At 69.4% G+C, this 22074-nt stretch carries 22 protein-coding genes; 10 read left to right on the forward strand and 12 right to left on the reverse strand.

The window, feature by feature from the left end; all coding sequences use genetic code 11:
- A partial coding sequence (locus tag ACWD3H_RS13360; protein WP_451955131.1) for a hypothetical protein occupies nt 1–503 on the forward strand: 503 nt, incomplete at its 5' end.
- Between the two features lie 131 nt (nt 504–634).
- Here ACWD3H_RS13360 and scpB read toward each other — a convergent pair.
- From scpB to ACWD3H_RS13390, 6 genes are all read right to left on the reverse strand, one after another.
- On the reverse strand, nt 635–1213 hold the full coding sequence (gene scpB, locus ACWD3H_RS13365; RefSeq protein WP_355549373.1) for an SMC-Scp complex subunit ScpB: 579 nt from the start codon (nt 1211–1213) through the stop codon (nt 635–637).
- On the reverse strand, nt 1206–2030 hold the full coding sequence (locus tag ACWD3H_RS13370; protein WP_350964019.1) for a segregation and condensation protein A: 825 nt from the start codon (nt 2028–2030) through the stop codon (nt 1206–1208). The genes scpB and ACWD3H_RS13370 overlap by 8 nt, the downstream gene beginning before the upstream one ends.
- 30 nt (nt 2031–2060) lie before the next feature.
- The gene (locus ACWD3H_RS13375; protein WP_326638505.1) at nt 2061–3008 is read right to left on the reverse strand and encodes a ParA family protein; all 948 of its coding nucleotides are present in this window, start codon (nt 3006–3008) and stop codon (nt 2061–2063) included.
- Nucleotides 3009–3107: 99 nt separating this feature from the next.
- A complete protein-coding gene (locus tag ACWD3H_RS13380) occupies nt 3108–4034 on the reverse strand; it encodes a tyrosine recombinase (protein WP_451955224.1) in 927 nt (308 codons plus the stop codon).
- Between the two features lie 12 nt (nt 4035–4046).
- The gene (locus ACWD3H_RS13385; RefSeq protein WP_451955132.1) at nt 4047–4694 is read right to left on the reverse strand and encodes an NUDIX domain-containing protein; all 648 of its coding nucleotides are present in this window, start codon (nt 4692–4694) and stop codon (nt 4047–4049) included.
- Entirely contained in the window at nt 4691–6361 is a 1671-nt protein-coding gene (locus ACWD3H_RS13390) for a CTP synthase (RefSeq protein ID WP_451955133.1), read from the reverse strand. Before ACWD3H_RS13390 ends, ACWD3H_RS13385 begins: the two co-directional genes overlap by 4 nt.
- 156 nt (nt 6362–6517) lie before the next feature.
- Here ACWD3H_RS13390 and ACWD3H_RS13395 point away from each other — a divergent pair, with 156 nt between their 5' ends.
- From ACWD3H_RS13395 to ACWD3H_RS13410, 4 genes are all read left to right on the forward strand, one after another.
- A complete protein-coding gene (locus ACWD3H_RS13395; RefSeq protein ID WP_451955134.1) occupies nt 6518–7297 on the forward strand; it encodes a DapH/DapD/GlmU-related protein in 780 nt (259 codons plus the stop codon).
- A gap of 92 nt (nt 7298–7389) precedes the next feature.
- Nucleotides 7390–8523, forward strand: coding sequence for an NAD(P)H-dependent flavin oxidoreductase (locus ACWD3H_RS13400; RefSeq protein WP_451955135.1), 1134 nt, complete (start codon nt 7390–7392; stop codon nt 8521–8523).
- Between the two features lie 261 nt (nt 8524–8784).
- On the forward strand, nt 8785–9384 hold the full coding sequence (locus tag ACWD3H_RS13405) for a DUF4126 domain-containing protein (RefSeq protein WP_355549383.1): 600 nt from the start codon (nt 8785–8787) through the stop codon (nt 9382–9384).
- A gap of 52 nt (nt 9385–9436) precedes the next feature.
- Nucleotides 9437–10054 (forward strand): hypothetical protein, encoded by a 618-nt coding sequence (locus tag ACWD3H_RS13410; protein ID WP_451955136.1) that lies wholly within the window; start codon nt 9437–9439, stop codon nt 10052–10054.
- Here ACWD3H_RS13410 and ACWD3H_RS13415 read toward each other — a convergent pair.
- Together ACWD3H_RS13415 and uvrB are read right to left on the reverse strand one after the other, a co-directional pair.
- Nucleotides 10020–10613, reverse strand: a complete 594-nt coding sequence (locus tag ACWD3H_RS13415) for a hypothetical protein (protein WP_451955137.1) — start codon at nt 10611–10613, stop codon at nt 10020–10022. The genes ACWD3H_RS13410 and ACWD3H_RS13415 overlap by 35 nt on opposite strands.
- Before the next feature lie 159 nt (nt 10614–10772).
- Nucleotides 10773–12884 carry an excinuclease ABC subunit UvrB gene (uvrB, locus tag ACWD3H_RS13420; RefSeq protein ID WP_355549389.1) on the reverse strand — a complete coding sequence of 704 codons (2112 nt, stop codon included), beginning with the start codon at nt 12882–12884 and terminating at the stop codon, nt 10773–10775.
- Between the two features lie 199 nt (nt 12885–13083).
- Here uvrB and ACWD3H_RS13425 point away from each other — a divergent pair, with 199 nt between their 5' ends.
- The 3 genes from ACWD3H_RS13425 to ACWD3H_RS13435 are packed head-to-tail and all read left to right on the forward strand — an operon-like array spanning nt 13084 to nt 16739.
- Entirely contained in the window at nt 13084–14649 is a 1566-nt protein-coding gene (locus ACWD3H_RS13425; protein ID WP_355549392.1) for an SPFH domain-containing protein, read from the forward strand.
- 48 nt (nt 14650–14697) lie between these two features.
- Nucleotides 14698–15948, forward strand: coding sequence for an SPFH domain-containing protein (locus ACWD3H_RS13430; protein WP_355549394.1), 1251 nt, complete (start codon nt 14698–14700; stop codon nt 15946–15948).
- A gap of 17 nt (nt 15949–15965) precedes the next feature.
- On the forward strand, nt 15966–16739 hold the full coding sequence (locus tag ACWD3H_RS13435) for a sporulation protein (protein WP_451955138.1): 774 nt from the start codon (nt 15966–15968) through the stop codon (nt 16737–16739).
- Between the two features lie 195 nt (nt 16740–16934).
- Here ACWD3H_RS13435 and ACWD3H_RS13440 read toward each other — a convergent pair whose 3' ends face one another.
- Nucleotides 16935–17672, reverse strand: coding sequence for a hypothetical protein (locus ACWD3H_RS13440; protein WP_451955139.1), 738 nt, complete (start codon nt 17670–17672; stop codon nt 16935–16937).
- A gap of 425 nt (nt 17673–18097) precedes the next feature.
- On the opposite strand from ACWD3H_RS13440, the gene ACWD3H_RS13445 reads away from it, so the two are divergent.
- Nucleotides 18098–19147 (forward strand): sigma-70 family RNA polymerase sigma factor, encoded by a 1050-nt coding sequence (locus ACWD3H_RS13445; RefSeq protein ID WP_451955140.1) that lies wholly within the window; start codon nt 18098–18100, stop codon nt 19145–19147.
- Nucleotides 19144–19398 (forward strand): dihydrofolate reductase family protein, encoded by a 255-nt coding sequence (locus ACWD3H_RS13450; RefSeq protein ID WP_451955141.1) that lies wholly within the window; start codon nt 19144–19146, stop codon nt 19396–19398. Before ACWD3H_RS13445 ends, ACWD3H_RS13450 begins: the two co-directional genes overlap by 4 nt.
- Before the next feature lie 47 nt (nt 19399–19445).
- Here ACWD3H_RS13450 and ACWD3H_RS13455 read toward each other — a convergent pair whose 3' ends face one another.
- The 3 genes from ACWD3H_RS13455 to ACWD3H_RS13465 all read right to left on the reverse strand — a co-directional run bounded on the left by ACWD3H_RS13455 (nt 19446) and on the right by ACWD3H_RS13465 (nt 21729).
- A complete protein-coding gene (locus ACWD3H_RS13455) occupies nt 19446–20384 on the reverse strand; it encodes an N-acetyltransferase family protein (protein ID WP_451955142.1) in 939 nt (312 codons plus the stop codon).
- Between the two features lie 712 nt (nt 20385–21096).
- A complete protein-coding gene (locus tag ACWD3H_RS13460; RefSeq protein WP_451955143.1) occupies nt 21097–21291 on the reverse strand; it encodes a hypothetical protein in 195 nt (64 codons plus the stop codon).
- A gap of 21 nt (nt 21292–21312) precedes the next feature.
- Nucleotides 21313–21729 (reverse strand): ATP-binding protein, encoded by a 417-nt coding sequence (locus ACWD3H_RS13465; protein WP_451955144.1) that lies wholly within the window; start codon nt 21727–21729, stop codon nt 21313–21315.
- Nucleotides 21730–22074: the final 345 nt, after the last annotated feature.

The raw sequence follows: 22074 nt of genomic DNA on the forward strand, positions 1-22074 counted from the left end.
CGCGGACCGTCCGCACGGTAACCGCCCTGCGAACCCCCCGAAGGCCTGCTCCCGTACGAACCGCGCGAGCCGTCACGCTCGGCACGGAAACCACCACGGTCGTCACGGCGCGGACCGTCCGCACGGTAACCGCCCTGCGAACCCCCCGAAGGCCTGCTCCCGTACGAACCGCGCGAGCCGTCACGCTCGGCACGGAAACCACCACGATCATCGCGACGCGGACCATCGGCGCGGAAACCGCCACGGTCGTCACGGCGCGGGCCATCGGCGCGGAAACCGCCCTGCGAACCACCGCGATCATCCCGGCGCGGACCGTCCGCACGGAAACCACCCTGCGAACCACCACGGTCGTCACGACGCGGGCCGTCGGACCGGAAACCACCCGAGGACCTGCCGGACGAGCTGCGCGAACCATCACGCTCGGCGCGGAAACCACCACGATCATCCCGACGCGGACCGTCCGCACGGAAACCACCCTGCGAACCACCACGGGAGCCGCCTGACGAGGATCCGCCCCGGGAGGAACCGCCCCGGAATCCACCGGACTGCGAGCCCCCACGGGGATTGCCACCGCGCGGGGCTCCGCCACGGCCTTGACCGCGTCCATCACCGGACGGGGTACTACGGCTGTTGTTCACTGCTTCTGCTCCTCTAGGGATTCCATGTCGTCGGGCAGGAAAGGCGCCAGTTCTGGAAGCTCGTCGAGCCCCCGCAGGCCTATCCTCTCGAGAAAATACGAACTTGTCCGGTAGAGCACGGCTTGGCTCTCCGGTTCGGTGCCGGCCTCCTCGACCAGCCCCCTCGTCACCAGCGTGCGCATGACGCCGTCGCTGTTGACACCGCGGATGGCCGCCACCCGGGCCCGGCTCACCGGCTGCCGGTAGGCGACCACGGCCAGGGTCTCCAGCGCGGCCTGGGTCAGACGCGTCTGCTGGCCGTCGCGGACGAACCGCTCCACGAGTGAGGCGCACTCGGCCCGCGTGTAGAAACGCCAGCCGCCTGCGACCTCTCTCAGGTCGAAACCCCGCCCGGCTTCGGTGTATTCCGCCGATAGTTCCCGGAGCACCCTGCCGACCTCGTGGACGGGCCGCTCCAGCACCTGGGCGAGGGTCACCTCGGCGACGGGCTCGTCGACCACCAGCAGGATGGCCTCCAGCCCGGCGCGCAGGTCAGGACCGGCGCTCAGATCAGGCTCGGATGCCACGTCAGTCATCGGCGGGTTCTCTCTTCGGGGTCTCGTCGTAGTCGTCGGCCACGGCGACGTCACCGTCGTCACTGCCGGTCCAGGTCACGTGCAACTCCCCGAGAGGCTCGATCTGCTCGAAGGAGACGGCCGCCTCCCGGTAGAGCTCCAGGACCGCCAGGAAACGGGCGACGATCTCGAAGGTGCCGGCGCAGTCGGAGGTGAGTGCCCGGAAGGTCGCCCGGCGTAACCGCCGCAGCCGCTCGACAAGGATAACCGCCTGATCGCGGACATTGGCGAGTGGTTGGTAGATGTGGGCCACGGAAACCGACGGGGGCACCTTGGGGGCGAAGGCCCGCCGGGCGATCTCAGCGAGGCGGTCGGGGCCGATGCCGAGGATCAGCTCGGGCAGCAGGCCCGCGAACTCGGCCTCCATCGGCACGGTACGCGGGAAGCGCAGCGCCTCCTCGGCCATCCTGGCGGAGAAGACCTTGACGACCTCCTTGTAGGCCCGGTACTGCAGGAGGCGGGCGAAGAGCAGGTCGCGGGCCTCCAGAAGGGCCAGGTCCTCCTCGTCGTCCACCTCGCCGGCGGGCAACAGCCTGGCCGCCTTGAGGTCGAGCAGGGTCGCCGCGACGAGCAGGAAATGGCTCGTCTGGTCCAGGTCCCACTCCGGGCCCCTGGCCCGGATATAGGAGATGAACTCGTCGGTGACCTGGCTGAGCGAGACCTCGGTGATGTCCAGCTTGTGCTTGGAGATCAGACCGAGCAGGAGGTCGAAAGGGCCTTCGAAGACCTCCAGATGCACCTTGAAGGTGTCATCGGCGGTCTTCGGCTGCTCGGTCATCCCTCCATTGTCCCGTACCGGCAGGTGGGATCATCGCTCCAGCGCGGCCCACCTGGCAAGAACTTCCCTGGCGAGCTCGCGGTACGCGCTGGCGCCGAGCGAGGAGGAGTCGAAGCTGGTGATGGGCTCACCGGCCACGGTCGCGTCGGGGAAGCGAACCGTCCGGTTGATCACTGTGTGGTAGACCTTGTCGTCGAACGCCTCGACGACCCGGGCCAGCACCTCGCGGCCGTGCAGGGTGCGCGCGTCGTACATGGTGGCGAGCAGGCCCTCGATGACCAGCTCGTCGTTGATGCGCTCCTGGACCTTGATGATGGTGTCCATGAGCAGCGCGACACCGCGCAGCGCGAAGAACTCGCACTCCAGCGGCACCATGACGCCGTGCGCGCAGGCCAGCGCGTTGATCGTGAGCAGTCCCAGGGAGGGCTGGCAGTCGATCAGGCAGACGTCGTACTCGGGCAGGAGGGGCTTGATGACCCGGCCGAGCACCTGCTCGCGGGCGACCTCCGTGACGAGCTGGACCTCGGCGGCCGACAGGTCGATGTTGCTGGGCAGCAGGTCCATGCCCTCGACGCCGGTCTCCAGCAGCACGTCCCTGGCCGTGATCTGCCGCTCCATGAGGAGGTTGTAGACCGTCAGGTCGAGCTGGAGGGGGTTGATCCCGAGGCCGACCGAGAGGGCGCCCTGCGGGTCGAAGTCGACCAGCAGAACCTTGAGCCCGGCCTCCGCCAGCGCGGCACCCAGGTTGATCGTGGTGGTCGTCTTGCCGACGCCGCCCTTCTGGTTGACCATGGCGACGACCCTCGCCGGTCCGTGCACGGTGCGAGGGGGCGGGTCGGGGAAAACAGGGCGGGGACGCCCGGTCGGGCCGAGGACTCCCCCACTGCGAGGGGTCCCGGCGGTCTTGGTGTCGCCCCAGGGATTCTCGGGGTTTGCCGGGGCCGCTCCCCGGATAGAACCGTCGGTGGTCACAGTCACCAGTCGAACCTCCCTGACGGCCTCTAACCGGACCGTCCGGACGGACACTATGGCGTCAACACGTATGCGGCAAGGCGGCACGCCCGGACATAAGGAAGGTCAATCCCGCGTGCGCGGATGCGCCACGGCATAGACCTCCCGGAGCCTGTCGACCGTGACCTGCGTGTACACCTGGGTGGTGGTCACCGAGGCGTGGCCGAGTAGTTCCTGAACCACCTTAACGTCCACACCGCCGTCAAGGAGGTGGGTTGCGAACGAATGTCGCAACATATGTGGCGACACTCCTTCGAGCCCGCCGCGCTCGGCAGCGCCCTGGAGGACCTCCCAGGCCCCCTGCCGGGTGAGCCGGCCGCCCCTGGCGTTGAGAAAGAGCCCCGAGGTGCCGCGGCCGTGGGAGGCGATGCAGGGGCGGGCACGGGTGAGGTAGGCGCCCAGCGCCTCCCCCGCGAAGTCGCCCAGGGGCACCAGCCGGGTGCGCCCGCCCTTACCCCGCAGCCGCACCCGCTGGGCCTCCGCCCCCAACTCGACGTCGTCGACGGTGAGCCCGACGGCCTCGGAGATACGCGCGCCGGTGCCGTACAGCAGTTCGAGCAGTGCCCGGTTGCGCAGGGTGAGAGGGGCGCCGTCGGGCCCGGAGGCGGCGATCAGTCGCTCCACGTCGCGGACGCTGATCGCCCTGGGCAGCCGCCTGAGCTGGCGCGGCGGGCGCACCTCGCGGGCGGGGTCATGGCGGCAGAGGCCCTGGCTCAGCGCGAAGCGGTGCAGCCCGCGCACCGCGGAGACGGCCCGCGCCGCCGAGGCGGCGACGAGGGCCTGATGCTCCCCGTCGCCCTCCCTGAGTGCCGCCACGAAGGCGGCGACGTCGCCCTCGGCGACCTCGGCGAAAGTGACGCGGCCGCGGTGCTTGAGGTGCTCCACGTATCGCAGGAGGTCACGGCGGTAGGAGGCCAGTGTGTTGGCTGCCAGGCCCCGCTCCCCCGCCAGGTGGGCGAGGTAGCGCAAGAGGACGGCCTCCGTCTCGCTCAGGGTGTCCTCCTGTCATGCCTCCGGTGCGTCGGCGGGCCGCAGCGAGGCGAATCCATCCGCCGAAGCGGCGTATGCGGCGAGAATACCGGCCACGGCTTGGGAATTGTGGATCATTCCCGCCATGGCACGCCGAACCGCGTCGGACAGGGGAATCCAGACCACCGGCATGTCGGCCTCCTCGTGCCGGTGGACGAAGTCCAGCTCCCCCTCGGGAATGGGAACGACGTCCCTGGCGAGGAAGATCCGGGTGCGCTCATCGGTCATTCCCGGCGAGATGAAGGCGTCGACGAGGGTGTGCCAGGTGCCCGCCCGGTAGCCCGCCTCCTCGGCGAGCTCGCGGGCCGCCCCCGCCTGCAGGGACTCTCCGTGGACGTCGCGCAGCCCCGCGGGCAGTTCCCACAGCAGCCGCCTGACGGGGTGGCGGTACTGGCGGATCATCAGGACCCGCTCCCGGTCGTCGAGGGCGACGACGGCCACGGAGCCGGGGTGGACCACGTAGTCACGGTTGACGACATCGCCCTCCGGCATGACCACCGCGTCGGTGACGGCGGTGATGACCCGGGCGCGGAAGTGCTCGGTGGAGGAGGTGACCTTCCACTCCTCGGGAACGTCCAGGACCTCCAGGACGTCCTCGCTCCGCCCTCCTCGCGTGTCGCTCACTTGCCCCGCCCGGCCTTGGCGACGGTGCCACGGGTTTCCGCGTACGTCAGGGCGGCGCCGATCAGGCCCTTGAACAGTGGATGCGCGCGGGTCGGCCGGGAGCGGAACTCCGGGTGCGCCTGGGTGCCGATGAAGAAGGGGTGGAGATCGGTGGGCAGCTCGGCGTACTCCACCAGGCGGCCGTCCGGTGAGAGGCCCGAGAAGACCATGCCGACCTTCTCCAGCTGCTCGCGGTAGGAGTTGTTGACCTCGTAGCGGTGGCGGTGGCGCTCGTCGACCTTCGCCATGCCGTACAGCTGGCGGGCGAGGGTGCCCTCACCGAGCCTGGCCGGGTAGAGGCCCAGCCGCATGGTGCCGCCCATGTCGCGCTCGCCGGAGACGACGTCCTGCTGGTCGGCCATGGTGGAGACGACCGGGTGGGTGGTCTCCGCGTCGAACTCGGTGCTGCCGGCGTCCTCGATGTCCGCGAGGTTGCGGGCCGCCTCGATGACCATGCACTGCATGCCCAGGCAGATGCCGAGCAGCGGGATCTTGTTCTCCCTGACGTGCCGGATCGCGCCGACCTTGCCCTCGATGCCGCGCACCCCGAAGCCGCCCGGGACCAGGACGCCGTCGACGCCGTCGAGCTCGCGGGCCGCGCCCTCGGGGGTCTCGCAGTCGTCGCTCTTCACCCAGCGGATGTTGACGCGGGCGTCGTTGGCGAAACCGCCCGCGCGCAGCGCCTCGGTGACCGACAGGTAGGCGTCGGGCAGGTCGATGTACTTGCCGACGAGCGCGATCGTGACCTCGTTGGCCGGGCGGTGCACCCGGCGCAGGAGCTGCTCCCACTCCTTCCAGTCGACGTCCCTGAAGGGCAGGCCGAGGCGGCGCACCACGTAGGCGTCCAGGCCTTCCGCGTGCAGCACCTTGGGGATGTCGTAGATGCTGGCGGCGTCGGCGGCGGAGACGACCGCGTCCTCGTCGACGTCGCACATGAGGCTGATCTTGCGCTTGATCGCGTTCGTGACCGGGCGGTCGGAGCGCAGGACGATCGCGTCGGGCTGGATGCCGATGCTGCGCAGCGCGGCGACCGAGTGCTGGGTCGGCTTGGTCTTCAGCTCTCCGCTCGGCCCGATGTACGGCAGCAGCGAGACGTGCAGGAAGAACACGTTGTCGCGGCCGACCTCGTGGCGGACCTGGCGGACGGCCTCCAGGAAGGGCAGCGACTCGATGTCGCCCACGGTGCCGCCGACCTCGGTGATGACCACGTCCACGTCGGGACCGGCCATCGACCGGATACGGTCCTTGATCTCGTTGGTGATGTGCGGGATGACCTGCACGGTGTCGCCGAGATACTCGCCGCGTCGCTCCTTGGCGATGACGTTGGAGTAGACCTGACCGGTGGTCACGTTGGCCGAGCCGTGCAGTTCGGTGTCGAGGAACCGCTCGTAGTGGCCGACGTCGAGGTCGGTCTCGGCGCCGTCGTCTGTGACGAAGACCTCACCGTGCTGGAACGGATTCATGGTGCCGGGGTCGACATTGAGATAGGGGTCGAGCTTCTGCATGGTGACCCGCAGGCCGCGCAGCTTGAGAAGACGCCCGAGGCTTGACGCCGTCAGTCCCTTACCCAGACTGGAGGCGACGCCGCCTGTGACGAACAGATGCTTGGTGTGTGCGGCGCTGCGCAAGAAGGCTCCCGTGGTCGTTGAAGATCAGTCGGCACACCCTTGTGAATGGCCTACAGGTCCACGGGCTCTCAGAATATCAAACGGCACCGGCGAAGTGCCCGAACAACCCCCACCCGCATTCCTACCAAACCTAACCAAGCAGTAACTTGATCCGTTATGTCACTTCGTGGGGTGGTACGGCGTGCTGTGGGCAGCCTGATCCACCGACTCTGGGCGGCGGTCCGCGCGGCCGGCGCCGTCAGCCCCGCCAGCCCTGCCGGATACCGGTTCCGGCGCCTCGGCGAGGGCGCCTGCCTGTCGTTCCCGGTCGGGGCCATCTTCGGCGAGGCCTGGATCGAGATCGGCGACCACGCCCTGATCGGCGAGCGGGTCTCCATCTCCGCGGGCATGGGCCCCGGGGTGGACCTGGGCCCGAACTCGATCGTACGGATCGGCGGAAGCTGCTCCATCGGCCGGGGCAGCCACATCGTGGGCCACCAGTCGATAGACATCGGCGACCACGTCTTCACCGGCCCGTACGTCTACATCACCGACCAGAACCACGTCTACGACGACCCCGAGATGCCGATCGGCCGTCAGTGGCCGCGCAACAACCCCGTCTCCATCGGGTCGGGATCGTGGCTGGGCACCGGCGCGATCATCCTGCCGGGCACCCGGATCGGCAGGCAGTGCGTGGTGGCGGGCGGGGCCGTGGTGCGCGGAGAGTTCCCCGACCACAGCGTGATCGCGGGCATCCCCGCCAAGGTGGTACGCCACTACGTCCCCGGCGAAGGCTGGCTGCCACCTCACCTCGGCGGCGCGGAGGCCCCCGGCCCGGAGACCTCCGGCGGCCCGGGGACCTCTGGCGGCCCGGGGGGCGAGACCGCAGAGTCGCCCGGCACCCTGGCCGGACCGGCCGTGCCGCCTCCCCCCGCCGACCCCGTCCACACCGCCTGACGCTCCCCTCCGCCACGGGGATCGCGACCACCCGGTTCCACGCCCGGTCACGACACTGGACCGAACAAGGTTCTGCGACTTACGGTCACATCATGCGGACCGCGATCTGTGAGAGATTCGGCGTCGAGTTCCCGCTCTTCGCCTTCAGCCACTGCCGCGACGTGGTCGCCGCGGTGACCAACGCGGGCGGGTTCGGCGTGCTCGGCGCCGTCGCCTACTCCCCCGAGCAACTCGACACCGAGCTGAGCTGGATCGACGAGCGCGTCGGCGGCCGCCCGTACGGGGTGGACGTGCTCGTGCCCGGCAGGATCGACGCCTCGGCCGGCGACCGGAGCATCCGCCTCACCGACCACATCCCCCAGCGGCACCGGGACTTCGTGGCACACCTGCTCGGCAAGTACGGGGTGGGCGGGGCTGAGACGCTCAGCGGCGCGATGGCCGGCCGCGCCGACGAGATGGGGCGCCGGGTGACCAGTGAGGGCGCCACCGGGCTGATCGACGTGGCGCTCAAGCACCCGATCGGCCTCATCGCCAGCGCGCTCGGCCCGCCCCCGCCGGAGATGACGGCCAAGGCCAGGCAGGCCGGGGTGCCGGTCGCGGCGCTGGTCGGTACCGTCGAGCACGCCCGCCGCCAGGTCGCCGCCGGAGCCGACGTGATCGTGGCCCAGGGCTCCGAGGCGGGCGGCCACACCGGCGAGATCTCCACGATGGTGCTCGTCCCCCAGGTCGTGGACGCGGTGGACGTCCCGGTGCTGGCGGCCGGCGGCATCGCGGGAGGCCGCCAGATGGCCGCCGCGCTCGCGCTGGGCGCCGAGGGGGTGTGGTGCGGTTCGGTCTGGCTGACCACCGAGGAGGCCGAGACCCTGCCCCTGGTCAAGCAGAAGATGCTGGCCGCCACCTCCTCCGACACCGTGCGGTCCCGGTCGCGGACCGGCAAGCCCGCCCGGCAGCTGAGATCCGCCTGGACCGACGAGTGGGACGGGGCCCCGGAGAGTCCAGGCGCGCTGCCGATGCCGCTGCAGATGCTCCTCGCCGAGGGCGCGATGGCCAGGATCGGCAGGGCCGCCGAGAGCGGCTCCCCCGGCGCCGCGGAGCTCGCCACCTACTTCGTCGGGCAGGTCGTCGGGCAGATGAACCAGATCAGACCGGCCCGCCGGGTGGTCCACGACATGATCGAGGAGTTCGCCGCCGCCGTCGAGCGCCTCGACCGCCTCACCGGCACCTGACCGGCTCCCCCAGTCTCCCCTGCTCTCCCTCTTCTCGGGCTCCTCTGTTTCAGCTGTTTCAGCGCGTCCCGGTTTCGACGGATTCCTCGGCCTCGGTGACGCCCGATGGACCCTTTCGGTATCCCCTGGTCACCCGGGACCCTCCCCGGCTCACCGGAGCGGCCACCGAGACCGGAGCGATACCGGGAGAGGGAACCGAGCGGGATCGATCAGCCACCGTGAAACGTTGGAGGAAGCAGAAGAGAGGACAACGGAGGTGCGATGCTCGCGGCACTGACGGGCCTTGGGCTCTCCACCGCGGCCGGGCTCAACGCCTACATCCCGCTGCTGGTGGTCGGCCTGCTCGCCAACTTCACAGACCAGATACGGCTGCCGCAGGAGTTCGCCTGGCTCTCCAACGGCTGGGTGCTCGGGATCATCGGCGTGCTGCTCCTGGCGGAGTTCGTGTTCGACAAGGTCCCGGTGGTCGACAGCGTCAACGACATGATCCAGACCGTCGTCCGCCCGGCCTCCGGCGGCGTCGTCTTCAGCGCCACCGAGGCCGCGGCCCGGCTGGACGGCTCGACCTGGATGAGCCACAACCCCTGGCTCAGCTGGGTGCTGGGCATCGGGATCGCGCTGGCCGTGCACATCATGAAGACGACCGCCAGGCCCGTGGTGAACGCCACCACGGCCGGGGTGGGCGCGCCCGTGGTCAGCACCGTCGAGGACGCCGGGGCACTGGGCATCAGCCTGGTGGCGATCTTCCTGCCCGTCCTGGTCATCCTGGTGGTGGCGGGGCTGGCACTGCTCGCCTGGTGGGCGACCCGCAGAATACGGCGACGGAGGCGGAGCCGGGTGGCCGACCCGAGCCTGCAATGAGGCCGCGTTCGCGGACTATGCTCTAAACATCTCGTACAACCCCCGTGGGGAGGTGGTTCCGATCGGCGAATTCCTCATGATCCTGCTGGTGATCCTGCTGTTCTTCCTTCTCCTGGGAGCAGTCGGGATCTATCTGCTGGTCAAGGTCGGCAAGAAGGCCACGAAGAAGGCCAAGAGCGTCTCTACCCGGGTCGCCTCCCACATGGCCGCGATGGGCACCGGTGACGCCGCGGAGACCGAGCGGATGCGTCTTGACCTGCGGCGCGAGATCTCCCTGACCCGTCAGGCGGTGGACCACGCGCTGCGCGACGGCTGGGGACTGGGCGATCTGCCTCAGCTGGTGGGGGAGATAGCGGCGCACGCCGAGCAGCTCGACGCCCAGCTCGCCCACTACGCCCAGGAGCGGCGGGTCTCGCCCTACATCGATCACACGGCGCTGGGCCGCCTGCGCGAGCACCACGCCAAGCTGACCACGTCCTGCGCCCGGATCAGGGCCGACCTGCGCAACGACCAGATGGCGCACTCGGCCGGGGGCATCGACCAGATCCAGGACCGCACCGACCTGGAGATCGAGGCCCGCCGCCGGGCCCCCGACCCGCTGGACCAGATCGACGAGCTCTACAAACGCACCACGATCAACCGCTCCCTCCCGGACGACCTCCACCACTGACCGGCTTCGTGAAGTCGGCGTAGAGACCGGCGAGGTCGTCGTAGGTGGCGCCGGTGTTGATGCGGGCGCGCAGGGCCTGGGCCTCGGTGGTGGGGAGGAAGCCGTCGAGCAGCGCGGGCAGGCCGAGGCGCCAGCCGAGCAGGGCGCGTGGTGACTGCCGGTGGCCCGCGCGGATCACCGAGACGCCGACCCTGATCGCGTGCTCGTTGCCGGGTGGGACGTTCGGACGGTCGGTCTCGATCGCCGAGTAGCGGAAGCCGTCGGCGAGGTCGCACGGCGGGCAGCCCCGTGGCCCCCTGCCCAGCGGGGCCCCGCAGCCGGAGCAGGTCAGCCGGTCGAGGGCGCCGTCGACGACCCGCCAGTCGTGCCGGTCGGGCTCGTCGGCGACCATCTCGGCGATCGCCGGCTCCTCCTCGGCGGGCAGCTCGGCCACACCGAACCGGTCCCGGAGGAACACCCGCCAGCCGTCCTCGACGATCCGGTCGACCAGCGCCGCGCACCGGTCACAGCCGGGCGCCCCGCCGTACTCCCAGCAGCCGCAGCCGACACATCGTCGCATCCCGCGACCGTATCCGGCCGCATCGCCGATGGGCGAGCCGTTTTCACACCGGCTTCACACCGCCTCGGCCGCCCGTCTCCCCTCGTTCTCCTGGCCCGGGTCGTCCTCGCGGTGAGCCACCGGTGGCTTCCGAAGACGAGGGACACGTTCACGCCTGTGTCAGGACACGCCGGCCTCGCGCATGTCGCGGACCTCCCGCTTGAGCTCCTTGATCTCGTCGCGGAGCCGGGCGGCGACCTCGAACTGCAGGTCGGCGGCGGCCTGGTGCATCTGCTCGGTGAGCGACTCCATCAGCGCCTCCAGCTGGGCCCTGGGCATCTCTCCGGCGATCGCCCTGGCGTGCTGGCCCGCCTGCTTGACCGCGAAACCGGGGACGGGTGCCTTGCCGCGCGACTGCTGGCGACCGCTGCCGCCGAGGAGCTGGGCGGTGTCGGCGTCCTCCCGGTTGAGCGAGTCGAGGATGTCGGCGATCTTCTTGCGGAGCGGCTGCGGGTCGATGCCGTTGGCCTCGTTGTAGGCGGTCTGCTTGGCCCGGCGGCGGTTGGTCTCGTCGATCGCCCGCTCCATGGAGGGGGTGATCCGGTCGGCGTACATGTGCACCTGGCCGGAGACGTTTCTGGCCGCGCGGCCGATGGTCTGGATCAGGGAGGTCTCCGAACGGAGAAAGCCCTCCTTGTCGGCGTCGAGGATGGCCACCAGCGACACCTCGGGCAGGTCGAGGCCCTCACGGAGCAGGTTGATGCCGACCAGCACGTCGAACTCGCCCATCCGCAGCTCGCGCAGGAGCTCGATGCGGCGCAGGGTGTCGACCTCGCTGTGCAGGTAGCGGACCCGGATGCCGAGCTCCAGCAGGTAGTCGGTGAGGTCCTCGGACATCTTCTTGGTCAGCGTGGTGACCAGGACCCGCTCGTCCTTCTCGGTGCGGGTGCGGATCTCGTGGATCAGGTCGTCGATCTGCGACTTGGTCGGCTTGACGATCACCTCGGGGTCGATCAGGCCGGTCGGCCGGATGACCTGCTCGACCACGTCGCCCTTGGAGCGGCCCAGCTCATAGGGGCCCGGGGTGGCCGACAGGTAGACCGTCTGGCCGATCCGCTCCAGGAACTCCTCCCACCTCAGCGGGCGGTTGTCCATCGCGGACGGCAGGCGGAAGCCGTGGTCGACGAGCGTGCGCTTGCGGGAGGCGTCCCCCTCGTACATCGCGCCGATCTGCGGGACGGTCTGGTGGGACTCGTCCAGGACCAGCAGGAAGTCCTCGGGGAAGTAGTCGAGCAGGGTGTTGGGCGCGCTGCCCGGCTCGCGGCCGTCCATGTGGCGCGAGTAGTTCTCGATGCCGGAGCAGGTGCCGATCTGGCGCATCATCTCCAGGTCGTAGGTGGTGCGCATGCGCAGCCGCTGGGCCTCAAGGAGCTTGCCCTGGCGCTCCATGGTCTCCAGCGTCCCGGCCAGCTCGGCCTCGATGCCCCGGACCGCGCTCTCCATCCGCTCGGCGCCCGCGACGTAGTGGGAGGCCGGGAAGATGTAGAGCTCGGTGTCCTCGGTGATCACCTCGCCGGTCAGCGGATGCATGGTCGAGAGCTTCTCGATCTCGTCACCGAACATCTCGATGCGGACGGCGAGCTCCTCGTACTTGGGAATGATCTCGACGGTGTCGCCGCGCACCCGGAAGGTGCCCCGGGTGAAGGCCATGTCGTTGCGGGTGTACTGCATGTCGACGAGGCGGCGGAGCAGGCTGTCGCGCTCGATCTCCTGGCCGACCTTGAGCCTGACCATGCGGTCGACGTACTCCTGCGGGGTGCCCAGGCCGTAGATGCACGAGACCGAGGCGACCACGATCGTGTCGCGGCGGGTCAGCAGCGAGTTGGTCGCCGAGTGGCGCAGCCGCTCGACCTCCTCGTTGATCGAGGAGTCCTTCTCGATGTAGGTGTCGCTCTGCGGGACGTATGCCTCGGGCTGGTAGTAGTCGTAGTAGGAGACGAAGTACTCGACCGCGTTGTTGGGCATCATCTCGCGCAGCTCGTTGGCGAACTGCGCGGCGAGCGTCTTGTTGGGCTGGATGACCAGGGTGGGCCGCTGGAGGCGCTCGATCAGCCAGGCGACCGTGGCGGTCTTGCCCGTACCCGTGGCGCCCAGCAGGACGTTGTCCTTGTCACCCGCCTTGACGCGCCGTTCGAGCTCGGCGATCGCGGTGGGCTGGTCGCCCGAAGGGGTCATGTCGGTGACGACCTCGAAGGGGGCCACCTTGCGCTGCAAATCTGTTACCGGCCTCACCTGTTCCACTGTAGGCGGCGTGACCGACAATCCTTCTCCGTACGGTCTCCCGCCGGGGCGACCGGCTTAACCGCAAAGCAAGTGAACCGCAAGCGGGGTCCTCTTTACTGGCCGGCGTGCCTGCGCTTACAAAGCGTGATATATCGAGCTTTCGACATATGACTACCTCGGAGGTGTGATGTCCCGGCCAAGAGAAGCCATGCAGTACGCGAGGGCCGCGGCCCAGACGATAGGGCAGGGCGGCGACATGCGCCAGGTGGTCGGGCAGGCCGTCGGACAGTTCGCCGGGCAGGTGACCGGGCAGGCCGCCGGGGCCACCGGGAGTCCCGGGGGCTCCGGGAGCGAGGGCTTCGCGCTCAACCCCTCCGACTTCGCCGCCGCCCGTGACCAGGGCGCCTCCCTGGGCACGGTCATCGAGGCCCGCAGCGCGCCGCTCAACGAGGCGGGCGAGATCGTCAACCGGAGCTTCAGCGGCAACGGCCAGCACGGCGAGCCCGTCCACGTCATCTCCCCCGTGGTCATCCCCAAGAGCGGCGCCGCCAAGGTGATCATCCCGCTGGTGGTGCTGGCCGGCCTCGGCCTGGTCGGGCTGGTCGCCACCGGCCTCCCGGACGGGGCGCGGGTGCTGTTCGGCCCGCACTACTGGGCCGTGCTGGTGCTGGCCGCGGTGTTCCTGTGGTGGCGCAGGAGCGTGGTCATGGTGCCCGAGGGCTGCAAGGCCCTGATCACCAAGTTCGGCAAGCTCGTGCAGATCGCCGAGCCGGGCCGGGTGACGCTGTTCAACCCGTGGAAGCGGGTCAGCTACATCGTCAACACCACCCGCGAGTACCCCTTCAACGCGCCCATCCGCGAGGCTCCCACCCAGCAGGGCGTCAAGGCCAGCGTCGATTTGTTCCTGCAGTTCCGGATCGAGGACCCGGCCGAGTTCATCTTCGTGCTCGGCTCGGTCAGCGGCTTCCAGGCCAAGCTGCAGAACGCCATCAGCGAGGTCACCCGCTCGCTGATCTACTCCCAGCGCGCCGAGGAGATCTACGACCTGGTCGGCGAGAGCACGATGGGCATGCTGGACAACCTCAACCAGCAGTTCCTGCCCGCCGTGCGGCTCACCGACGTCAACATCACGCACGCCGAGCCGTCCAGCCAGGAGTACCGGATGGACCTGGCCGCCCCCGAGATGATCAGGGTCGCCAAGGAGGCGTACACCTACGAGTACGAGCTCCAGCTCCGCAAGGAGCAGAACGAGGGCGACCTGATCAAGGAGCTGGCCGGCCTGCAGGAGCAGCTGTCGGCCATCCACGCCGAGATCGCCGGGTACCAGGCCCGGATGGACACCGCGCTGGAGCGCGCCTCGCACCAGGCGAAGGCCCAGGCGGGCCAGCGGCTGGTGGAGGCGGAGTCCACCGCCAAGGCCAACGCGGCGCTACTGGAGGCCCAGGCGCTGGACATCCGCGCGCTGAGCGCCGCCGAGGCGCCGGAGATCCTCGACTACCGGTTCCAGCAGGACCTGCTCGACAAGCTGGAGTCCGTCGCCTCGCACCTGCCGCGCCTGGTGCAGGTCGGCGAGGACGTCGATCTCGACCTGCTCGCGCTGGCCAGGCAGCTGGTCGGCAGCCGCGAGGCGCAGCTGTTCTCCGAGGCGGACATGGCCGCGATCAGGGCGCGGATGGCCGAGATCGGCGGCCGCGTCGAGGAGCGCGGGGCGGAGATCGCCGCCCTGCTCAACCCGCCCGCCGACGTCGCCGCTCCCGTACGAGATGAGGACTGACGTGCACCGGAACGGACCACGAGGCGAACGAGGAGCGGTGAGGACCCAGTGAGCAACGGAGAATTCTCCAAGATCAAGGAATCCCTGGCCTCCTGGTCGGAGATCCGCCAGCTGCTGCGCGGCGGCGAGTCGGGCCAGCTGGTCCCGGTGGTGATCCCCAAGGACCGGCGCGGCTTCGCCTGGGTGACACTGCTGTTCTTCGCCCTCTACCTGGCGGGTACGGCCGCGCTCGCCGACGGGGTGTTCTCCCTGCTGGCCGCGGTCGGCGCGGTGTTCTTCCTGGTGGTGGCGCTGATCTGGCTCTGGCGCCGGGCGATCATCGAGATCGAGGAGGGCACCACCGGCGTGCGCAGCCGGTGGGGCGCCATCGTCGGCACGCTGCCTCCCGGCCGTCACTACCTGTGGCTGCCGTGGGACCGGGTGGACGCGGTGGTGGACACCTCCACCGAGATCCCCTACTCCGCGCCGATCGTGGCCTGCCCGACCGCGGAGAACGTCCCGCTCAAGTCGATCGAGTTCTTCCTGAAGTTCCGCATCGTCGACCCGGTGGCCTTCGTCCGTACGATCGGCGCCGGCAACTTCGACCTGGTGCTCAGCAGCGCCGTACAGGACGCCATCCGCCAGCGCAGCCGCCTGGTGCGGACCGAGCGCGCCTACGACCTGCGCGGCTCCGACGTCGGCGACATGCAGGAACTCCTCACCCGCCAGCTCGGCCGATACGGCGTGCGGATCACCGGCGCCAACATCCCCGACGTGCAGCTGCCCGACCAGTACCAGCAGCACCTGGCCACCCGGGAGAAGGTCGCCAAGGAGCTGTCGGCCTTCGAGCGCGAGTGGGAGCTCACCCGCAAGCGCAGGATCGACACCCTGCTGATGGAGATCGAACGCTCCAAGAAGACGCGGGACGCGCGTATCGTCGAGGTACGAGCCGCCGCCAACACAGCGCGTAAGGACGTCGCCCGCATGCTGGAGGAGCACGAGACCGAGGCACAGCGGGTGCGCTGGGAGATCGAGGCCAAGGGCCGGGCCGAGCTCACCTCCGCCGAGAACGAGGCGAAGGGGCTGCGCAGGCTGGCCGACTCCTACCGCGACAACCGCGCCGTGCTCCAGTACGAGCTGGCCCGCCGCAGGCTCGACGTGGGCGCCAAACTCGCGGAGAGCGCACCTCGTCCCGTCGTCGTCCGCACCACCGGCGCCTCCGGCGACACCTCCGCGCTGTCCACCCTGCTTCTGGCCCAGCTCCTGCCCCAGTTGGGCGGCGGCAACGGCCAGGTCGCCCCTCCGAACCAAATCCCCTGAGAAAACCTGGAGTCAAGATGGTGTTCCGCAAGCTGATGGCCGCGTTCGGGGCGGGTGTCGAGGTCGACACGGTCCTGCAGAACTCGCACGTGCGGCCCGGCGAGGTCCTGCGCGGGCAGGTCAACTTCCGCGGCGGCGGCTCCGACTACAAGGTCGAGGGCATCTTCATCGACTTCACCGCCGTGGTCGAGGTCGAGAGCGGTGACAACGAGTACAAGTCGACCTACAGCTTCCTGCGCCAGCAGATCACCGGACCGTTCCACCTGGCCGCGGGCGCCCCGCAGTCGGCCCCCTTCCAGATCCAGGTCCCCTGGGAGACCCCGATCAGCGCCATCGGCGGCCACCCGCTGCGCGGCATGCAGCTCGGCGTCTCCACCGAGCTGGCCCTGGCCGGCGCGCTCGACAAGGGCGACCTCGACCCGCTGTTCGTCAACCCGCTGCCCGCCCAGGACCACCTGCTCAGCGCGCTGGACCGGATGGGCTTCCGCTTCAAGAAGGCCGACCTGGAGCGGGGCACCCTGCACGGCTCGCGGATGCCGTTCTTCCAGGAGATCGAGTACTACGCGGGCGGTGAGTACCACCGCCACTTCAACGAGCTTGAGCTGACCTTCATCGCCGGCCCCCAGGCGATGGACGTCATCCTGGAGGCCGACAAGCGCGGCGGCTTCCTGTCCTCCAGCCACGACACCTACAGCCGCTTCACCGTCCACTACAACGACCACCCGGGCCAGGTGGAGCAGTCGCTGCGCGCCGGCCTCCAGGCCATGGCCCAGAAGCGCGGCTGGTTCTGACCTTTTCGCGTCACGGTCCCGGCCCGGCCACCACCACCCGGTGGCCGGGCCGCGGCCTGTCCGGCCACCGGGAGACGGGAACCACCTCGCACCACGACTCGTACGCCGGCCTGGCAGCCCGCTTTCGATCCTCTGGGACAGGCAAGCCGCATCCAGAGGCGCGAGCGGCACCGCGGGGGCCGTTCGCGGCATGCCCTATCGCGGTCGCATCAGGTCGAGGTCCTCACCCCATGCGTCCAGCACCGCGCCGTGCCCGGCGCGGCGGGCCGCCGACTCGACCTGGGCGAAGAGGCGCCGCTGCAGGGGCACGTCGCCCGTTCCCAAGATGTGGTCCGCGGCGTCCAGCAGCATTTCGGTGTCCCAGCCGGGCAGCGGGTATCGGGCGAGCTCCCATTCCAGGTACCTGTTGTAGGGACATGGGCGACGGTCGAGCGCGAAGAGCAGCTCCAGCAAGAATCGGATGCTGTCGGCGGCGTCGAGACGGGCGGCGAGCGCGTGTCCGTCACGGTCGTTCTTGACGGAGCGGTAGAGGGAGTTGGCATAGGCGTCGAGCCATTCACCGGAGCCCCGGAACGCCTCATCGGCATCGAGCCGTGCCTTGGCGGCCAGGATCCGGGCGATGCCTCCGTCGAGCCGGTCGAGCACGACCCGGGCGCGGGCGAGGGCGTAGCGCTCGAAGCCTGGCATTCCGGCCGCGCGGAACTCGGCGAGGGAAATGATGACGAGGTCGAGCTCGGGAGTGCGGTGGCCGGTGAACCGGGTGAGGTCCGTAGTCGCGCTGTCGGCGAGAACCACGTACAGGTCGTGGTCGGAGTGGTCGGTGGTCATGTCGTCGTGGGCGTGGGAGCCCTTGAGGACGAGGCCGACGACGGCGGGGTCGGCGGCGGCGAGTTCGACGAACGCGTGGTAGGTGAGGGGCCGCTGAGCGGGCATCGCGTGATCTCCGGTGGGATGGTGGCGGGTATGCCTGCCGGGGCGGCCCCGTCTGCCGGGGTCGCCCACGCCGTCCGCGGCGGCGCCTGGCCGCCGCCCGGAAGATCAACGCACGTGTGCACCCTATCGCCAGACCGTCCGAGAGGTACCGAAACCAGGGCGACCTCAAGCACGGCCCCGGTTTCGCAGGACGACGTGAAGACGCGCGGCGGAGGACTCGGAACGCGAAATCCTTCGTCATCCACCTGCGGAATCGCTGTTCCGAAGGCGAACAGGAGCTCGGCACGGGTCAGCGGGGCGAGACGTTCGGCAGGCCCGACAGGATCAGTCGACCCTCACCGCCGAGTTCCAGGTGCAGGGCGAGTCTGTCGTAGGGTTTCTGCCAGACTTCGGCCGGCGGCCGGGGTAGGGGCGAGGGGCTGCTGATGGGCACGGGTGACGGCGACGCGGTGGTGGACGCCGCGCGGGCGGGCGACGAGCCCGCGTTCGCGGCGCTCGTCGAGCGTCACCGGGGTGAGCTGCGGGTGCACTGCTACCGGATGCTGGGCTCGTTCGACGAGGCGGAGGACCTGGTGCAGGAGACGTTCCTGCGCGCGTGGAAGAGCCTCGGCGGTTTCGAGGGGCGCTCGACGTTCCGGGCATGGCTGTACCGGATCGCGACGAACGCGTGCCTCGACGTCCTCGACGGCCGGGCGCACCGGGTGCTCCCCCAGTACCTGTCCGGGCCGTCGGATCCGAGCGTCTCGCTGCCGCCCCGTACCGACATCGCGTGGATGCAGCCGTTCCCTGACCGGTTGTGGGAGCCGGTCGCGCCGAGCGATACCGAGCCGGATTTCGTGGCTGTCACCAGGGAGACGGTCGAGCTGGCGTTCCTGGCCGCGATCCAGCACCTGCCGCCCCGGCAACGGGCGGTGCTGATCCTGCGCGACGTGCTCGGCTGGCCCGCCAAGCAGACCGCGACGCTGCTGGAGGGCAGCGTGGCCTCGGTGAACAGCGCGTTGCAGCGAGCCAGGACGACGCTGAAGGAGCACCTGCCGGAACACCGCCTGGACTGGGCGCCGTCGGCCGAGCCCACCGAGCGGGAACGGGCGGTGCTGCGGCGCTACATGGACGCGATGGAACGCGCCGACCTCGCCGCGGTCGCCGACCTGCTGGCCGAGGACGTACGGACGGCGATGCCGCCGTGGCCCATGTGGTTCCGGGGGCGCGACGCGGTCATGACGGCGCTGGCGGCGAGCTGGGACACCGGCTCACCCGACTACGTGGGCCGGTTCCGGATGGTGCCCACCCGGGCCAACCGGCAGCCGGCCCTGGCGGCCTACGTACGGCGCCCCGGCGAGCCCGCCTACAGCGCCTTCGGGATCTCCGTGATGCGGATCGAGGACGACCGGATCGTGGAGGCCACCGCCTTCCACGACCCCGGCCTGTTCCCGGCGTTCGCCCTGCCCACGACGCTGTTTCCCGAACACCGATGAGTTCTCGCGCGATCCGCCGTCTCAGAACGGGTCAACCACACAGGTACGTCAACATCCTCGGCGCCAACACCGCCCGGCAGTGCCTTGAGGCGGGTGTGCTCGACGAGATCCTCGTGTTCGTCGTGCCCGTCATGCTGGGCGACGGCGTCCGGCTGTTCGACCACCCGGGCGGGACCAACGTCAAGCTCGAACGCGTCGAGCTGACCGAGGTGCCGCACGCGACGAGCATCCGGTTCCGCGTCGTCGGCTGAGCCGTTCCCGGTGGTGGCGGCGGGACGCCCGGCCACCACCGGGAACCTCACAGGTCCAGCTGGTACTGGAAGGTTTTGTGGGTGGGCCGGTAGCCGAGCGAGTCGTTGACGGCCCGCATGTGGGTGTTGCTGTCGGCCGTGTCCGCCAGTAGCCCGCCCAGGTCCGGATAGCGTTCACGGACCTGCCGGATCATCTCGGCCTTCATCCACCTGGCCAGGCCGCGTCCGCGGTGTTCTGGCAGGACTCCCGTACCGTAGTGCTGGCCGTCCCCCTTGCCGTCGCCGGGGACGACCAACTCGGTGAACCCGGCGATCGAGCCGTCGGACTCGTCGATGGCGACGACCGTGTGAAGCGACTCGCCGCGGTCCTCGATGGCCTGGGCGGCCGCCCTGACCCGCTCGACGTCCCAGACCACGACACCGTAGTCGGCGTCGTCCATCGGCATGTCGTCCATGGCCCGGCGGGAGGCGGCGAAGGTGTCGGCCAGGTCGTCCGGCACCGTCCCGTCCCAAGAACACAGCCGATACCCGGCGTGCGGCCGGTCGGCGACCGTGTCCACGCCTGCCTGGGCCGGCACCAGCCTGGTGTACGTCAGGGCGAGCACCTTCCTGAACCCCCTGGCCGCCAGGAACCGGTCACCCGGCGTACCGGCCCGAACCTGGGCGAGCACACAGCGCCGCCCTTCCCGCTCGGCGCCCGCCACCGTCCGCGCCAGCAACTCGGAGCCGACGCCCTTGCGCCGCTCCGCGGGATGCACGTTCAGCTCCAGTTCGGCCAGGTGGTCCTGGCCCTCACGGGTGAACAGGCGCAGAAACGCCGATCCCACCGGGACTCCATCGCCGTCAGAGGCCAGCCACACCAGGCGACGGCTGGACGCACCCGGACTGGTATCGGCCAGCGGATCAATGTGAATCGACAAGATATCTCCATCTCCGATGACTTCAAGGCGGCCGGGCCACCCGCAGATCCGTAGATTGCCCGCCACGGCGGGCAACCGGCTACCGCCTCTTACGACCGACGCCGCCTACCGGGGGCTCACCGAGGGGATTCACGTCCGGCCGCCACAGCGGGACCGAGACGACACCGGTCCTGATGAACCATGTGCCGCGGGGAGAAACCTCTGCCGATTCGGGGGCAGCCGTCACCACCGGAACCTAGCCTTCCCGCTCCCCCACCGGCCACTGATTTTAGATCTTGAAAGGGCACGTCCGCGCGTGTGGCGTAGGGGCTTGGGCCGCGCCTGGTCGCTCACCGTTGAAGGAATGGCGTCGCACAGGAGTGGTGGAGGGCTCAGGACCGTTCATCGGCAGCGCGCCATACGGGATGACAGTGGAGGGCTCCCTGCTCTCTGGGTATCCAGGCGCAGAGGAGACCGTTGGACCGCGAAGTCCGATGCGTCAAGGACGGGAGAAAGCAGATCCCTCTTTAACATCGCAATCGCTCCGATCTCTGCTCCGCAGTTTCTATGTAGCCATAGATTTTTCCCGCACTCACCGCCTTGGAAATCCAGTCCAGGCTGAGCCCGGGTTGCCGCAGCAGAGCGTCGCCTTCCGGGCGGAGTGAGGCGGCCCATGAGTGAAAAGTTTTCGTGACGACGGAGCTGCCGCTATAGCAGTACGAGCAGAACATGGGACCCTTGCAGTCCCAGTACAAGGGCATTCCGTCCTCGGCCGAAGAGAAAAGTACGAGCCCGTGAGTCAGTGCCCCGCCGGTCGATTCTCGCGCTTCCTTTCGACTGCCAGGCGGCGGGCCATTTCGCCGAGGGTGGTCGCGCGCATCGCGTTGGGCAGGCCATTCTCCTCGGACAGACCGCGGCGGACCGCGCAGTAGCCGCCTCCGGCCGCCTCGGAGATGAGCCACTGCCTGCCGTACCGGACGGTCAAGATGGCCATCTCTCCGGGGTCGGCCGATCATCACCGCGCCAGCCGGAACCAGACGATCCGGCCCGCCGTACCCCCGTGCCAGCCCCACGACAGGGCCAGTTCGCGGATCAGCCAGAGACCGCGGCCCCCCTCGGCGTCCTCGTCCGATTCGGTCGGCACCTTAGGGGCACAGGTGGCGGACCCGCTGTCGGCCACCGCTATCTGAATGGTCTCGCCGCAGTTCGCCACCACAACCGTCACCAGCCCACCGGCGCACCCCGACTTCGAATGTCTTACCGCGTTCGAGACCAGTTCGCTGACCAGGAGCTCCGCGTCGTACATATCCCGCTGACCTGAGTTCTTCAGCACGCCCCTGACATATCGCCGGGCCGTACCGACCGACTCGGCCACCCCGGGCAGTTCGACACTGCCCAGCAGACCGAGCATGGGAACCACTTCGGCACTCATTGGGTCATCACCATTCCTGCGAACTGCCAGTCGCTCAAAAACGCCTGTCACGATGCCTCCACCAACCGGGCGAAATGTCCATTCAATTCCTCGGCATCTCCCAGACAAAGGCTTGGCACTACAGGGTGCACACAGTCGATCCGCCATCGCAGAACGGAGCGGCCAAAAATCAAGACGTGGGGCGTAGCAATTTTTCATTTATTTGACGGCCGGCCTCATCACCTGCGAGACGAAGATCTCAACTCCCGCCTGAAACCGGCTCGGCGTTTCGGCCGCGAGCCGGAACGGGCCACTTCGACCGACCGCTCCCATGCCAAGTGTCTGATCAGAGACTCCGTCCCCCTC

The sequence above is a fragment of the Streptosporangium sp. NPDC002607 genome (assembly GCF_053592655.1).

What these genes read in the sequence shown, in the direction of transcription:
- scpB (WP_355549373.1), bottom strand. Translation starts at nt 1,213, where the DNA reads ATGACTGACGTGGCATCCGAGCCTGATCTGAGCGCCGGTCCTGACCTG.
- ACWD3H_RS13370 (WP_350964019.1), bottom strand. Translation starts at nt 2,030, where the DNA reads ATGACCGAGCAGCCGAAGACCGCCGATGACACCTTCAAGGTGCATCTG.
- ACWD3H_RS13395 (WP_451955134.1), top strand. Translation starts at nt 6,518, where the DNA reads ATGTCACTTCGTGGGGTGGTACGGCGTGCTGTGGGCAGCCTGATCCAC.
- ACWD3H_RS13400 (WP_451955135.1), top strand. Translation starts at nt 7,390, where the DNA reads ATGCGGACCGCGATCTGTGAGAGATTCGGCGTCGAGTTCCCGCTCTTC.
- ACWD3H_RS13405 (WP_355549383.1), top strand. Translation starts at nt 8,785, where the DNA reads ATGCTCGCGGCACTGACGGGCCTTGGGCTCTCCACCGCGGCCGGGCTC.
- ACWD3H_RS13415 (WP_451955137.1), bottom strand. Translation starts at nt 10,613, where the DNA reads ATGCGACGATGTGTCGGCTGCGGCTGCTGGGAGTACGGCGGGGCGCCC.
- ACWD3H_RS13425 (WP_355549392.1), top strand. Translation starts at nt 13,084, where the DNA reads ATGCAGTACGCGAGGGCCGCGGCCCAGACGATAGGGCAGGGCGGCGAC.
- ACWD3H_RS13435 (WP_451955138.1), top strand. Translation starts at nt 15,966, where the DNA reads ATGGTGTTCCGCAAGCTGATGGCCGCGTTCGGGGCGGGTGTCGAGGTC.
- ACWD3H_RS13440 (WP_451955139.1), bottom strand. Translation starts at nt 17,672, where the DNA reads ATGCCCGCTCAGCGGCCCCTCACCTACCACGCGTTCGTCGAACTCGCC.
- ACWD3H_RS13445 (WP_451955140.1), top strand. Translation starts at nt 18,098, where the DNA reads ATGGGCACGGGTGACGGCGACGCGGTGGTGGACGCCGCGCGGGCGGGC.
- ACWD3H_RS13450 (WP_451955141.1), top strand. Translation starts at nt 19,144, where the DNA reads ATGAGTTCTCGCGCGATCCGCCGTCTCAGAACGGGTCAACCACACAGG.
- ACWD3H_RS13460 (WP_451955143.1), bottom strand. Translation starts at nt 21,291, where the DNA reads ATGGCCATCTTGACCGTCCGGTACGGCAGGCAGTGGCTCATCTCCGAG.
- ACWD3H_RS13465 (WP_451955144.1), bottom strand. Translation starts at nt 21,729, where the DNA reads ATGAGTGCCGAAGTGGTTCCCATGCTCGGTCTGCTGGGCAGTGTCGAA.